Genomic DNA, 15,018 nt, shown 5'->3' on the forward strand with positions numbered 1-15,018 from the left:
CGCCTAGCCACTGACCCGACGGAAGACAGCCAGGGCGCGCGCCCGCGCTAGCGCATGATCCACCAGCGGGGCGGGGTAGTCGTGCCCAATGCGCACCCCAAAGCGGCGTTGCACCTCCAGCGGCATTTGCCAGGGGGCGTGCAGATATTCGGTCGGGAGCGCTGCCAGTTCGGGTACCCAGCGGCGGATGAAGTGCCCCTCAGGGTCGAATTGGCGGCTTTGCAGGACGGGATTGAAAATGCGAAAATACGGCGCGGCATCGGTGCCGGTGCCGGCGGCCCACTGCCAGCCGCCGTTGTTGGCGGCGATGTCGCCATCCACCAGGTGCTGCATGAACCAGCGCTCCCCCTCCTGCCAGTTAATCAGCAGATCTTTGACCAGGAATGATGCCACGATCATGCGCCCGCGGTTGTGCATCCAGCCCTCGTGCTGCAACTGACGCATGCAGGCATCCACGATGGGGTAGCCGGTGCGCCCTTCCTGCCAGGCGCGCAAGTCTTCGGGGGCAGTGCGCCAGGGCAGGTCGCGATAGGCCGGGCGGAAGGCCGTTTTTACCACCTGGGGAAAGTGATAGAGGATGCTGTGGTAGAACTCGCGCCAGATCAGTTCGTTGATGAAGGTCTCCACGCCGCGCCGCGCCGCGGGATGGGCAGCTTGGGTCAGGGCATTACGCGCCGCCTGTACCACCTGGCGCGCCGAGAGCAGGCCGAAGCGCAGGTAGGGTGAGAGGCGCGAGGTGCCGTCCAGGTCAAGGCGATTGCGCGCCACGGCATAGTCATACACGGCGGCGGCGAGAAATTCTTGCAGGCGGGCCTGGGCGGCGGCCTCACCGGCGGGGAACGCCGGGGGTGGAGGCATCTCCGGCAGGGGATCGCCCGGCAGGCGGGGCACCGGCGGCCAGGGGGTGGGAATGGAAAGTCCTGCGTCGGCCGAGGGCAAGGGGAGCGCCTTCCAGGCCCGGCTGAACGGGGTGAAGACGGTATAGGGGGTGCCGTCGGGCTTGCGCACACTATCCGGGTGGTGCACCGTCAACCCCAGGACGTGCACCAGGGGCAGGTCGCGGGCCACACGGGCATCGCGACGGCGGGCATAGGGGGTGTAGTCTTCCTCGGCGTAGATGCGGGTGGCACCGCTCTCGGCCAGCACCTGGCGCAGGACGGCTAAGGGGTCGCCGCGGCGCACAAGCAGGTACGCCCCGCGCGCTTCCAGGGCTGCAGCCAGGTCGTGCAGGCTGGCGCTCAAAAAGCCCCCGCGTTGGGGCGCGGTGAAGCGGTTGTGCAGCAGGTGGGGGTCAAGGATGAACAGGGGCAGAGGCGCAAAGCCATCGCGCAGGGCGGCATTCAGCGCGGCATTCGCGTGGAGACGTAGGTCGCGCCGGATCCACCAGATGGCGAGAGGCATCCAGACCTCCGTTGGGGGCGGCTTTAGGTGGGCAAGGGGCTGCCGTAAAGTTTGCGGTGCACCACGCTCAACGCGCGCACCTGCTCGGCGGCATGGTAAGACGAGCGCACCAGCGGGCCGCTTTCCACCCACTTGAAGCCAATGGCCAGGCCAAAGGCTTTGAGTTCGGCAAATTCCTCCGGGGTGTAGTAGCGGGCAATCGGCAGGTGGTGACGGCTGGGTTGCAGGTATTGGCCAATGGTGAGAATATCCACACCCCACGAACGCAGATCTTCCATCACCGCTTTCACTTCATCCATGGTCTCACCCAGCCCGACCATGATCCCCGATTTGGTCAGCACGTCGGGATCCATGGCCTTGGCATTGGAGAGGGTCGCCCGCGCCCATTCATAGCGATCCTGAGGCTGAACCAATTTGAACAGGCGTGGTACGGTCTCGACGTTGTGGTTGAGAATCTCGGGGCGGGCTTCCATGACGATGCGCAGCGCCTCGGCACTGCCCTTGAAATCGGGGATGAGCACCTCGATGGAACAGCCGGGGTGAATCTCGCGGATGCGGCGGATGACCATGGCGAAGATGGGGGCACCGCCGTCACGGCGGTCATCGCGGTTGACGCTGGTGATGACGGCGTGCTGCAGGTTCATCGCCTTGACCGCCTGGGCGACGCGCTCCGGCTCCAGAAAATCCAGGGCACTTGGGCGGCCATGTTTGATATCGCAAAAGCCGCAGGTGCGGGTGCAGACATCGCCCATCATCAGGAAGGTGGCGGTGCCGGCCCCCCAGCACTCACCCATATTGGGGCAGGCGGCTTCTTCACACACCGTGTGCAGCGCCTTCTGGCGCATCAGTTTCTGCAACCATTCATACGTCTCGCCGCTGGGGGCGCGCACGCGGATCCATTCCGGGCGGCGGCGCGGCGTGGTATCCAGGGTTTGGGGATCAACGCGTTGGCGGGTGGCTTCGTTTGGCATAAACGTCACTCCTTGCCCCCGATTATACATGATTCGCGCCGGGATGGCGGGCGTTGTCACACCTGTTTTCGGAGCAATGAGGTTGGAAAAAGAAGAGGCAAATATAACGGCAACCCCTTTTGTGTTATGCCTTTGAAATTGCCCTGTTGCATATGATTATGGAAAGTCATAAAACGAAATTCCAAGACATGAACAGGGAAAGAATCGTTCTGTCTGAGTTGCCCTCACCGTCTCATCAGGTGCCCGCCGATCAGGATTCTTTTGTTCTTTGCAACAGAGCGAGTTATTTTGACATTTTTGGAAAAATTGGCTTTAGGGCTGGATAGAGTTGGTGGTAGATCTCATAGGCCTGACGATAAATTTCTCTCTCTTCCGCAATTGGTTGGATCCGGTCAGTTATCTTTATCACATCCGTGCAAGCAGCACGAACATCCGACCAATGGCCACAACCTACGGCTGCGAGTAGTGCGGCGCCATAGGCAGCTCCCTCGGTCGTATTGACCGTTACCAGTTCAATCTCTAGAACATTGGCCAAAATTTGGCGCCATAGAACACTCTTTGCCCCACCTCCAGAGACTCTCACTTGATTGATCTCACCCAAACCAGAGTTTTGAATCAGGGTTAGATTATCTTTCAAACCGAAAGCAACGCCTTCAAGCAATGCGCGTGTCATGTGACCTCGACCATGACGCACGGTTAATCCGATCCAGGCGCCTCGTGCCAAGGGATCAGGGTATGGAGTACGCTCACCTGTTAAATAGGGCATGAACTGCAATCCTTCACTCCCAGCAGGTATGTTTGTGGCTTCAGTGAGGAGATCATCAAAGCTCATGTGAGGAGCGAGATGATCTCGGTACCATTGTAAACTACCGGCCGCCGAAAGCATTACTCCCATGAGATGCCACATTCCCGGTACTGCATGACAAAAGGCATGGAGACGCCCCTCGGGTTCAATTAAAGCCGCAGGTGTGGAGGCAAAGACCACACCACTTGTTCCGACAGTGAGCGCAATGATTCCCGGTTCTACGGCTCCAACCCCCACGGCTTGCGCTGCTTGATCGCCGCCACCGGCCACCACCGGCGTACCGGCTCTCAACCCCGTGATTTCAGATGCTTCTTGGGTGATCTCGCCGGTAATTTCAGGACCTTCATAAGTGTTGGGAAACCAGTCAGGGGGAAGATCCAGTAATTCCAGAATTTCTCTCGACCAATCGCGTTTTGGTAAGTCGAAAAGAACCGTGCCAGAGCCATCTGCTTTATCCATGGCATAGTCTCCGGTCAATCGGTAGCGAATGTAATCTTTGGGCAAGAGTACGTGCCTTGCATTGCTATATATGTGGGGTTCGTTTTCTCGTACCCATAGGATCTTGGGAGCTGTGAAGCCGGTAAGCGCCACATTTCCGGTTATCTTGATGAAGCGCTCTTTACCCACACGCTGGTGAATCTCATCGCACTGGGGTTGGGTGCGTTGATCATTCCACAGGATTGCCGGTCTTAACACTTGTCCTTTTTCGCTCAGAAGAACTAACCCGTGCATTTGGCCGGTGAGTCCTATGGCGTCAACCTCTTGGCCAGCAATGTCGTTCTCCCGAAGTACCTGTCGAATGCTTGTTGAAACAGCATGCCACCATTCGCTGGGGTCTTGTTCTGACCAAAGCGGATGTGGGGATTGCAATGTATGCGGAGACGAAGCTGTGCCAACCACGGCTCCTTGATCATCCATGATGAGGGCTTTGCTGCTTGTCGTAGAAATATCCAGCCCTAAATAGTATCCCATGACCCTTCCTCCTCAGAGCAGATCCTCACTTTACTTCGACCGGGCAAAAATATTCACGTCGCTCAATCTTCCACGCTTCGTTTCCAATAATTTCAAATTCACCGCGTAGGCGAATATCTTCTGATGAACTGCCCACCATAACCTCAATGCGGCCAGGTTCCAGGACCAAACACAGGTCAGAGTTATAAAACGCCAGTTGGTTAACTGGCAGGTGGAATATAACGTGTTTACGCTCACCTGCTTCAAGGTTAATGCGTGCGTAACCTTTGAGTTCCTTTATTGGTCGTGGCAGGCTAGCGTACTCATCGCGAATGTAAAGTTGCACCACTTCATCACCCGGTTTTGAACCGCGATTGATCACATCCAGACTGATCTCAACGACCTGATTTGGAAGTACTTGGGTGGGCTGGATGTTAAGATTCTCATAGGTGAATGTGGTATAACTCAATCCATGGCCAAACGGAAAAAGCGGTTTAACCGTTTCATCCACATAATCCGTATGCCAATGAGAAGTTAGGGCAGAGGGCTTGCGATTATAAAACAAAGGTATTTGACCAGCCGAGCGCGGGAAAGTAATGGGTAACTTGCCACCCGGGTTATAGTCACCCAACAGCGCTTCGGCAATTGCCATTCCTCCTTCCTCGCCGGGCAACCAGGCCTGAAGGATGGCATTTGCCCGCTCGGCCAGTTCTGAAATGACATAGGGGCGCCCGGTGACTAAAACAACTACAACGGGTTTGCCAGTATCTAAAATGGCTCGGGCCAACTCATTCTGCACCCCCGGTAAAGAGAGCCAGGCGTTATCTCGTGTTTCCCCGGTTGTACAATTTGGTAAAAATCCGGACCGGTCTCCAAGAACCAAGACCACCGCATCTGCTTGCCGGGCAGCGCAAATTGCCTCTTCAAATCCGCTTGTATCTCGGCTCAGGTTATCACAGCCTTGCGCATAAATGATGCGAGTATCTGGTGACACCAAAGATTGCAACCCTTCTAGTATGGTATGAATCTTGGGATGGCCGATTTCATCTGTGGCTTCTAACGTGCCCTGTCGGGCCTCGATCAATTCTCGTTGAGCCCGATAAGAATAGTCGCCGAGAAGATTTCGTCCGCTATGGGCATTGGGCCCTATCACAGCCAGGGTATGTAGAGAACGATTTAGAGGTAATAATCCGTCATTCTTCAGAAGCACTAAACTGCTTCGCGCAAGACGGCGGGCTAAATTTTGATTTTCCGGGTTAAGGAAGACCTCTTCCGCTTTATCTTCATCAACGTAGGGGTTATCAAAAAGACCTAAATCAAATTTGGCCTGCAAATGACGGCGAACTGCCTGATCAATGGTCTCTTGATCAATCTCGCCAAGTTCTAGTGCCGTGCGCAAGGGATCACCATAGCAGACGGTAGTTGGGAGCTCAACATCAATGCCGGCTTTAATAGCCAAAACTGCCGCCCGGCGTAGGTCGGATGCTGCTTTGTGGTAGGTGTGGATCATCTGAATGGCTTCATAATCGGAGACCACCAGTCCCTTGAAGCCAAGTTCTTTACGTAGCAGGTCGGTGAGTAATCGCCTGGATGTCGCGATAACCTCTCCGTCTAATTCGGGGTAGGCGTTCATGATAGAGCCCAATTGCGCTTCCTCTATAGCCGCCTGAAAGGGAATGAGGAAAGAATCGTGTAACTCGTACCACCCCATATGAACGGGAGCGCAATTTAACCCTCCTTGGGACATGCTGTGACCGATAAAATGTTTCCCCGTAGCCAGCACCCCCTCACGAGGGGACTCACCCTGAAGACCCCGAATGTAGGCTACGCCGAAATGGGCTACCAGTGTTGGATCTTCACCGAAAGTTTCTTCTACTCGCCCCCAACGCGGATCACGAGCTAAGTCAAGCATGGGTGCCAAGCCCTGACGGGCACCAATGGCAAGTAATTGATGACGAATAACTCGAGCCATCTCCTCAACTAGAGAAGGCTGAAAAGTGCTGGCCAACCCGATAGATTGTGGGAACATTGTTCCGCCATAGACCATGGCACCACAACAAGTTTCTTCATGCATAATAGCCGGGATGCCAAGACGTGTTTGTTCAACCAAGAAACGTTGTAAACGATTAATGGCCTGAGCAATTTCACGAGGCGAGAGCGTCGAGGCACCACCTGGGCGAGTGATTTGTCCAATTCCATGTTGTAGGCGCCGACTCACCTTAACCATATCAAGGTGATCGCCGCTCATCAGTTCATACATCCAGCATGAAGTGAGTTGTGCCAGTTTCTCGTCCAACGTCATTTGTGCAAGAAGATCATCTATGCGTTGTTGTGCAGAGGCAATCATATAAACTCCTAGCGGACGCCTAGTAGAATTTCCATAGTTAGTTGATCGAGACGCTCATACTTTAATCCGCGTTTACCCAGAGCTTGGCGATCAAAAGCAAAACTGCTAAGGAAGGCCGCATTTTGAGGTGTGTATTTCTTCAGATAGGGCGTTAATGTCTCATCTTCAGCGTTTATCTCAGCAAGCAGGGCCTGGATTTCGGGGTCCGAATTCCACAGTTCGGCCTTTTCTTTGAGGATGAGATATGTACGCATGCATCCTCGGGCAAAATCTTTGACGCCTTCGTAATCTTCGGTACGATAGGCATGGGCATCAAAATGGCGGGGGCCGGAATATCCCACGTCTTCAAGGAATTTCACCAGGAAAAAGGCTGCTTTTAGATCTCTTGAGCCAAAACGGTAATCCTGATCGTAGCGGCCAGGGTATTGATCATTCAAATCAATGTGGAAGAGTTTTCCGGCTTCCCATGCCTGGGCTACTCCATGAAGAAAGTTAAGCCCGGCCATGTGCTCATGAGCAACTTCGGGATTGACCCCAACCATTTCAGGATGGTCCAAGGTGTTGATAAAAGCCAACATGTGTCCTGTGGTGGGAAAATAGATATCGCCTCGTGGCTCATTTGGTTTGGCTTCAAGAGCAAATTTGATCGTGTATTTCTTATCCAGAACATACTCACAAAGAAAATTGAGAGCATCCCGCATCCGTTGGATGGCAAGAGATGGGTTTTTTGTTGCATCCGATTCGGTGCCCTCACGACCACCCCAAAAGACATATATCTTTGCCCCGAATTCCACCCCCAGATCAATAGCACGCATCGTTTTCTGAAGCGCATAAGCCCGCACCTTTGGATCGTTGCTGGTGAAAGCACCATCCTTAAAAGCGGGATCACTAAATAGATTTGTGGTGGCCATTGGTACTTTGAGGCCTGTCGCTTCAAGGGCTTTACGAAACTCCTTTTTGATTGTTTCTGCCTCAGCAGGGGTTGCATCAATGGGAATGAGATCATTGTCATGGAAATTTACGCCGTAGGCACCGACTTCGGCAAGCAAATAGACGAGTTCTACGGGAGATAGCGGGTTACGCACCGGATGTCCAAACGGATCACGCCCCACATTGCCCACTGTCCAGAGACCAAAGGTGAAAAGGTGTTCGGGTTTGGGAGTATAGTCGCTCATAGTATCCTCCTTGGTTTTTACAGATGAATGACCAGTGAATCGAGATTCTTACGTAAGGAAAAAGGAACTTTATGGTTCCCAATTACCAATTCATACTCACCCGGAAAGCCAATGAGGACAAGTTGCCCTTTGGCATCTGTGGTCATTTGGGTGGGTGATAACCACCACTCCCCTTTTATCAACTTGAGCAAGGCCTCATAGGCAGGCTTCGGAGACATATCGCGGCGCAACAGCCCGGCGGGCGCATTGAGCCAACCTCCATCCGAGAAATCCCACCAAGTTATACTCTGGACATTAGGGTTGGAAACCAGCGTCTTATAGTGCAATACAACCTCTAACGCTTGACGTTCTTCTCCTTCCGATGTAGTCGACCATTTGTTGACTTGATAATCGTTCAAATCAACAATCTCCGGTGGCATGAGGTGACCGGAAACAAGGGTGATCTCAGTAAAGTGGATTGGTAATCCGAAGCGAGAGAAACGGTCCAGAATTTGCAAGGTTTTCTTTACCCCCCAGTAACCCTGATGCATATGGGATTGAATACCTATCGCATCAATGGATATCCCTGCTGCCAAACATTCTTCAATCAATATTTCATAAGCGGATGAGATATCAAAATCATTGATGAGTAGAATGGCTTTAGGATTGGCCTCGCGCGCAGCGTCGAAAGTGGCGCGGATAAGGCTGATCCGCCCTAGCGCTTTGCAAATTCGCGTGATGCCGTTATCATAGCGGTTATAGATGGGCATAATAACCGGCTCGTTGATGACATCCCAGACATCAATCAAGCCGGCAAAGTTGGTGATCTCGCGCTGGATGCGCCTTAAAAGGGTTTGCAAAATCTCCCGATTATCCAACTCCAGCAACCAATTGGGAGATAACGTGTGCCAGCATAAGGGGTGTCCCTTAACCGTACAACCGTGCTCTTTATACCATTGAACCAGATTTAGTAGACGTTGGGTCTGATGTGCGTACTGATTGCGTTGGGGTTCAATCTGAGCCCAATAGAATGGGAGTGTAACTTGATTGAAAATTTGCAAAAAATACTCGTTGCGCAATTCGGCCAGTTCTTTCTCTCGACCCTCAAGTTCACCGTTTACCCACGCTAAGGCAATATCACCCCAGTTGGCTCCAAACAACAATTCATGGCGCTTTTGCTGTACTAAAACGTTCTGATGCGCCACAAGTGCACCATCATGTACAAGGGTGAGCGTTACCGTAACAACTCTGTTGCTTTGAATCGCCGCGTCTAATTCTTCATGCACGGTGTATTTCCTTTCAAACGTCTTAATAAATGCGAAAACTGCCACTCACATGCAACAAAGCCAGTAGATAGAGCATACCATCGTAATAGCGCCATTTCCCTGTTGGAATGTCGGCATTCCATAGCGCTTCAATAAACGGTTCTCCTTTTTGAGGATTGGCAATCATGCCTGCCACTGCGGCCATCGCCACCAACCCTGTAGAATGCTCAGATGAGAGGGGGATGCCATCCAGAGTATATTGGTTGGGAAAGGTGTGAATTCCGTGTGAGGTTAGAAAATCCAACACTCGATTGGATTGCTCTATTTGCCACGGATCTACTCCAAACCAGGCATAATCTACGGCGACGTTAGCAAGAGTTCGCCACGCATCAAACCGAAAGTTCTCATGTTCGGGATCACTCACCGGTGACCCATCAAAGTTTGCATAATCGGGCATTAATCCTGTCTGAGGATGTGCTGCTTTATGAAAGAAACTACGGCTGGTCTGAGCTGCCTTATGCCAAAAATCGTTGTCTTGTGCTGCCCACCGTGCCCATAACTCGTAATAGAAAGGCAAATGGTAGGAGGGGTTGGTGAAAGTGGCATAACGACCGCTCGGTACAAAAACAACCTGTTTTGATTCGGCATCGAACATGCTTGTAGCGATACCGTTATCTTCTTTACTCTTGTGGAGCATGGTGTTGAGAATTTGCTGTGCTTCCTCGCGGTAATTGAAAATCCCCTCACCATTTCCCCAACGATTAGCAGCGAATAGCAATGCCATTACAAACCATTCTTCGCCATCTGATGCGGGATTAGAAGCCAATTTTTGCCCTTCGGGGGTGCAATGCCAAGCAAAGTAACCACGGAATGGGCCCTCAGATTGATACATATACGTTTTGGTCCATTTCCAGAGACGATCGAACTCTTCTTTATGGTTCAGTTGAACTGCGATCATCATTCCGTAGGACATTCCTTCCGTGCGCACATCCCCGTTGCCCACATCTAAGATGTAGACCATATCAGTGCCCACGGGATAGTAAATGCGCTCCGTCGAGTCATCGCCGTAAAACAACTGTTGCCAGGCTTTATTGATTTTGTATGCGACTTCTTCCTCTGACTTACCAAGATACTCTTGAAAGTAATCGCGATAAGCCTTGGTTTGGTAATAAGGAAAGGATGTGTGAGTTGGGGATGATGTGATCAAGTCACCTCTCGGGGGAGATAGAAGGGCTGAACAACCTGAAGATGCGAACAGCAACAAGAGGGAAAGCACCCCAAGAAAGTGATCTCTGGTGATAGATCGAAACCCAAATACAAAGGACTTGCTAACCTGAAACTTTAAGATTCGCTTAATGAGGTACATCATTTCATCCTTTGAGAGCGCCAGCAGTTAAACCAGTCACAATTTGGCGTTCGGCAAAGATATAGAAAACAACGGCAGGAATTGCCGACAGGGCTACAAAAGCGGCCACAAGCGATAAATCGGTACCGTATTGTCCTTGAAATTGCATGGTGCCCAAAGGCAGAGTCCACAAGGTGTCTTTGTCTACTAGCACCAATGGCACCAGCAGATCATTCCAACTGGCAACCAGCGTTAATGCCGCTACTGCTGAAAGCGCAGGGCGGGCCAACGGAAGCAAAATGTATAGAAGAAAAGTAAAGGGGTTACATCCATCAATGTAAGCCGCATCTTGGAGTTCAAAGGGGATCGAGGAGAAAAAATTGCGCAGGATCATGATGTTCCCCGAAAGTTGAAAAGCGGTTTGCACCAAAATAATTCCGGTTAAGGTATTGGTCAGTCCAATTTGGCGAATTACAAGAAACACAGGAAGGATGGCAACGGTGATAGGAAACATTAAGCCCAAGGTGAAATAATTGAAGAACCAGTCTTTCCCTCTGAAATTCAAACGGGCGAAAGCGAATGCGGCTAAACTACAGATGAGAAGCACCCCTATCGTTACTGAAAGCGACACATAGAGGCTGTTCAAGAGCATGATCCAAAAAATGCGCGTTCCCAATATTTTGATGTAGTTTTCCCAATAAGGTGGAATGGGAGGGATATAGGGCCGAGAATACATCTCGCCGCGCGTCTTAAGGCTGCCAAACACTAAAATAACGATAGGGGTAAGGATGGCAATTACTAGTATGGAAAGAATGAGATATTGCACCAGAAGGGAAATTTTTCGATTAAACGAGGCTCTCTGGAAGAAGGGAACAGTAGAGGTGTTCATCGAAATGGTCTCCTCAGCTATATTTGGGGCTGGGAATCAACTCAGGTAATCCTGTTGTTTGACGAGCCTCAGATAGGCCAATGAGAATACCAAAGAAATGAGTAGCATTACTATGGCAACCGCAGAGCCATATCCCAACCAGAAACGCACGAACCCATATCGGTACATATACGTTGCCATGACCTCACTTGCATTGACGGGGCCCCCTTTGGTCATTACCCATATAATGCCAAACTGTTGTAGTGCGCCCAACACAGAGAGATAGATTGATGTGCGTATTGTTCCCCACAGGAGGGGCAGAATAACAAACATGATCATTTGACGACCGTTTGCTCCATCTATGAGGGCGGCCTCTTCTATTTCCTTGGGAATGTTTTGTAAGCCGGCCATGTAAAGGAGCATGTGAAAGCCGAAATACTTCCAAGTCAGGACAGCGAAAATACAGCCCAAGACCTGGTTGGGATCGCCCAACCATCCTTGAGGTTTTATCCCCACTAATACCAACAAGGCATTGAACAACCCGCGATCGGGATCAGGGTTAAAGAGCCCCATCCACATAATCGCCGTGATTACTTCGGAAAACACGAACGGCATAAAAAAGATGGTGCGAAAAAGGCGGCGTCCGGGTAATTCTCGACCTACCATTAGGGCTACGGCCAGAGCCAGAGGTAACTGAATAACAAGCGATAGACCGACGAGGATAAGACCGTTTGAAACAGCCTTGATAAAGGCTTTGTCGGTCAAAATACGTTGATAGTTTTGGAAGCCAACATAATCAACCGCTGGTCCAAACCCTTTCCAGTTGAACAGGCTGTAGTAAAAGGATTGCCCAACGGGATACACGACAAGGATTGTAAAGAACACAAACGCAGGCAAAAGAAAAAGCAGCGCAGTGAACGTTATCCGGGAGCGGCGATAGGAAGAAAAAGGTGTGCGCAATATCCGGTAACGAGTGCTGATGGGAATCTGCATCAGATTTCTCCCTAAAGGTAACTCAATAAGCGGGAGGTGGGAAGTAGGGGTTCACAAAGACCCCATCTTCCCACCTAGCTAACTTGGCTACTTCATTTCCTGCGTGAAGGAATCGGCAATGGCTTGGGCGGCTTGTTCGGGCGTCATTGTACTGGCTAAGAGCGCCTGAACAGAGTCATTGACAACAGATCCTGTGGCGGGCGGCAGGAATTGATCATAGTATAATTGGAAATACTTGGCGTTGGCCGCGCCTTTCTGGACCTGAATAAGGAGCGGATCTGAGAGGCCGGCCTCGCCACCTTTTACAACTGGGAGACAGAATCCAACCTGAGCGCACTGTATTTGCGATTCAGGTCGAGTTAGGTATTTGACAAAGTCAATGGCCTCGGGTGGAGCATTCTTACCAATGGCAAATCCGTTTCCACCTCCCAGAGCGTCGGAAGGATCTCCGGCACCACCTTCAACCATTGGGAAGGGGAACCACCCCAAAGCATCGCCGATGCCTTTCTTGTCTGGGCTGTTATCTCGGAAGGTTCCTGGTGCCCATTGCCCCATTAAATCCATAGCGGCTTTTCCGTTACCCATCAGAGTGGCTTCATCACCCCAGGTGGCGCCTAAAAAGCCGTCCTGGAAAGGTTGCAGGGCCGCCAGTTCCTGAAGTTTTCTCCCGGCTTCTACAAATGGTTCATCCGCAAAAGATCCCTGGCCGGAATATGCTTTATCAAAGGCTTCTTTACCCCCAAGGCGCACTGCAAGATACTCCCACCAAAAGGCAGCCGGCCATTTGTCACCAGCACCTAGGGCGATTGGAGTAATGCCCGCAGCTTTGAGCTTCTTCACATCTTCAAGTAATTCGCTCCAAGTTTTCGGTGGGGCCTCAATGCCGGCTTGAGAGAAGAGGGTCTTGTTGTACCAGAACCCAACCATCCCCATATCCCAGGGTACACCGTAATTCCTGCCTTCATAGGCATACACGGCCAGCGCGCCGGGTGAGAAAGTAGAGCGCCATGCACCGTTATCCGCATCTAAGTAGGAGGTAATGTCTTGGAGAAGGCCCGCCTTAGCATACTCGATCATGACGCCACCGCCCCAACTCTGGAAAATGTCAGGTGGATTTCCGGATTGCATGACGGTGGTCATCTTAGTCTTAAAAGCCTCATTTTCCATCACGGTGATTTGAATCTCAACGTTGGGATGAGCGGCCATATATTCGTCGGCTAGTTTTTGCCAGACCGCTTTCTGATCTTCGGCGGTGGTGATGTGCCACCACGTGATCACGACTTTCTTTCCCGACGTTGACGCCGATGATCCACTGGTGCTTTCCTGGGGTGGAGATTGGGTTGGAGCACTTTGGGGTGTTTGTGTGGCGGGTTGCACAGTCGTAGTTGGCCCGCATGCTGAAACCACCAACGCGACCAAGACCAACACGCAAGACAAAATTAGGATCTTGTGTTTCATGGTTTCTCCTTCCTGAGTTCGTTTGGAAATTGGGGCGTGAGATTCCACTCTTCTTCTTTAACTCCTTAACGCTTCTGCAATAAGACTCACCTCCTTTCCTGGACAAATGAAGGGATGTTCAATCGGCTTGCCGAGGTGGCTGACACGACTCTCGAATGATGAGTTTAGTGGGCAACTCGATGCGTTCTACCTTTTGCGCAGGGTTTTCCAGTAAATCCAGCAGCATTTGGGCTGCTAATCGCCCCATTTTTTCAAGGGGTTGCTGAACGGTGGTTAACGCGGGGCGGATAAGAGAAGCCTGTGGAATGTCGTCGAATCCCAGGACAGAAATATCATCGGGGATGCGCAATCCTCGATTACGGATGGCATCCATTGCCCCCATTGCCATTACATCATTAGAAGCAAAAATGGCGGTAGGGGGGTCGGGAAGATCCAAGAATGCTGAAGCCCCTGCGTAGCCATCAGGTTGGAAGAAGGTACCTTCATAGACTAGATTGGGGTCTTCAGGAATGTGGTAGGTGCGTAGCGCAGCGCGATAGCCAGCCAGACGATCTTGGGCGCACCCAAGGTCCATGGAACCCGTGATAAAACCAATGCGTCGGTGCCCCAATTTGATCAGGTATTCAGTTGCTTCATATGCTCCCTGCCAGTTTGTGGCCCCTACGGCCGGACAGTCTTGCCCGGTGCCCTGATGATCAATGAGCACAAAAGGAAAATTTCGTCGGGTAAGTGTACCAATGTAATCGGTCGGGTTACGCGGCAAGACCAATAAGAGACCATCTACCATCCCTGTGGCTAAATTCGCAACATAATTGGCTTCTTTGCTTGCTGTCCGATGGGTGGTATAAAGAATTAAATCAATGCCTCGCAACGTAAGTTCGGCGTCAATTCCACGAATGATTTCCCCAATATACCCTGTACCTAAATCAGGAACCAGCAAACCAATACAATTTGTTTTTCCCCCCGCCAAACTACGAGCCTGGCGATTGGCCACAAATCCCAATCGTTCCATAGCACTCAAAACCCGTGCGCGGGTTTCAGGTTTCACGTGAGCGCTATTATTGAGAACCCGCGAGACGGTGGCAAACGAAACCCCTGCTTCATTAGCCACATCTACGATAGTAACTTTATGATTCGGCACGGATGTATTTGTAAGCGTTTTCATAAAATCTGGTTTTTCTCCGCAAGTTGGGGGAAATAGCCATTATTTTTGCCTGTATTAGGGGATTGATGTGGAAAATAAAGCGGTTTTGGTATGAATGTTTTTGTAAGCGCTTTCACAGAAAATTATAGCAAATACAATAAAAAAGTCAATATATCTGGCTTGAAATTCCAGAATCTTTCGCCCATGCCCTTCTCAGATTCGGGACAAACGTCCTGCCAACTGCCTGACACCCTGGCTTTGACTTGCCCCATCGCCCTGGCTATACTTAATACTGCCTGAGCGGTTCAGGCGCACC

General features: G+C 51.4%; 11 protein-coding genes. All 11 read right to left on the bottom strand.

The features are described 5' to 3' along the window. Window positions 1-3 precede the first annotated feature (3 nt). On the bottom strand, window positions 4-1,401 hold the full coding sequence (locus QYE77_RS09350) for a cryptochrome/photolyase family protein (protein WP_315625130.1): 1,398 nt from the start codon (window positions 1,399-1,401) through the stop codon (window positions 4-6). 23 nt (window positions 1,402-1,424) lie between these two features. Beyond that, on the bottom strand, window positions 1,425-2,372 hold the full coding sequence (gene lipA, locus QYE77_RS09355) for a lipoyl synthase (RefSeq protein ID WP_315625131.1): 948 nt from the start codon (window positions 2,370-2,372) through the stop codon (window positions 1,425-1,427). Window positions 2,373-2,655: 283 nt separating this feature from the next. Beyond that, on the bottom strand, window positions 2,656-4,149 hold the full coding sequence (gene xylB / locus QYE77_RS09360) for a xylulokinase (protein ID WP_315625132.1): 1,494 nt from the start codon (window positions 4,147-4,149) through the stop codon (window positions 2,656-2,658). Window positions 4,150-4,174: 25 nt separating this feature from the next. After that, complete coding sequence (locus QYE77_RS09365; protein WP_315625133.1) at window positions 4,175-6,475, bottom strand: glycoside hydrolase family 3 N-terminal domain-containing protein; 2,301 nt, start codon at window positions 6,473-6,475, stop codon at window positions 4,175-4,177. Between the two features lie 8 nt (window positions 6,476-6,483). Then, window positions 6,484-7,650: a xylose isomerase gene (gene xylA / locus QYE77_RS09370; protein ID WP_315625134.1), complete on the bottom strand. Its 1,167-nt coding sequence runs from the start codon at window positions 7,648-7,650 to the stop codon at window positions 6,484-6,486. A gap of 17 nt (window positions 7,651-7,667) precedes the next feature. Then, complete coding sequence (locus QYE77_RS09375; protein ID WP_315625136.1) at window positions 7,668-8,915, bottom strand: endo-1,4-beta-xylanase; 1,248 nt, start codon at window positions 8,913-8,915, stop codon at window positions 7,668-7,670. A gap of 22 nt (window positions 8,916-8,937) precedes the next feature. Next, on the bottom strand, window positions 8,938-10,101 hold the full coding sequence (locus QYE77_RS09380) for a glycosyl hydrolase family 8 (RefSeq protein WP_315625138.1): 1,164 nt from the start codon (window positions 10,099-10,101) through the stop codon (window positions 8,938-8,940). Window positions 10,102-10,264: 163 nt separating this feature from the next. After that, window positions 10,265-11,128: a carbohydrate ABC transporter permease gene (locus tag QYE77_RS09385; protein WP_315625139.1), complete on the bottom strand. Its 864-nt coding sequence runs from the start codon at window positions 11,126-11,128 to the stop codon at window positions 10,265-10,267. A 36-nt stretch (window positions 11,129-11,164) separates the two neighbouring features. Then, window positions 11,165-12,100 (bottom strand): carbohydrate ABC transporter permease, encoded by a 936-nt coding sequence (locus QYE77_RS09390; RefSeq protein WP_315625140.1) that lies wholly within the window; start codon window positions 12,098-12,100, stop codon window positions 11,165-11,167. Window positions 12,101-12,187: 87 nt separating this feature from the next. Beyond that, entirely contained in the window at window positions 12,188-13,558 is a 1,371-nt protein-coding gene (locus QYE77_RS09395) for an extracellular solute-binding protein (RefSeq protein ID WP_315625141.1), read from the bottom strand. A gap of 118 nt (window positions 13,559-13,676) precedes the next feature. Beyond that, a complete protein-coding gene (locus QYE77_RS09400) occupies window positions 13,677-14,723 on the bottom strand; it encodes a LacI family DNA-binding transcriptional regulator (protein ID WP_315625142.1) in 1,047 nt (348 codons plus the stop codon). Window positions 14,724-15,018: the final 295 nt, after the last annotated feature.

The sequence above is a fragment of the Thermanaerothrix solaris genome (genome assembly GCF_032334255.1).
Lineage (GTDB): Bacteria > Chloroflexota > Anaerolineae > Anaerolineales > Anaerolineaceae > Thermanaerothrix > Thermanaerothrix solaris.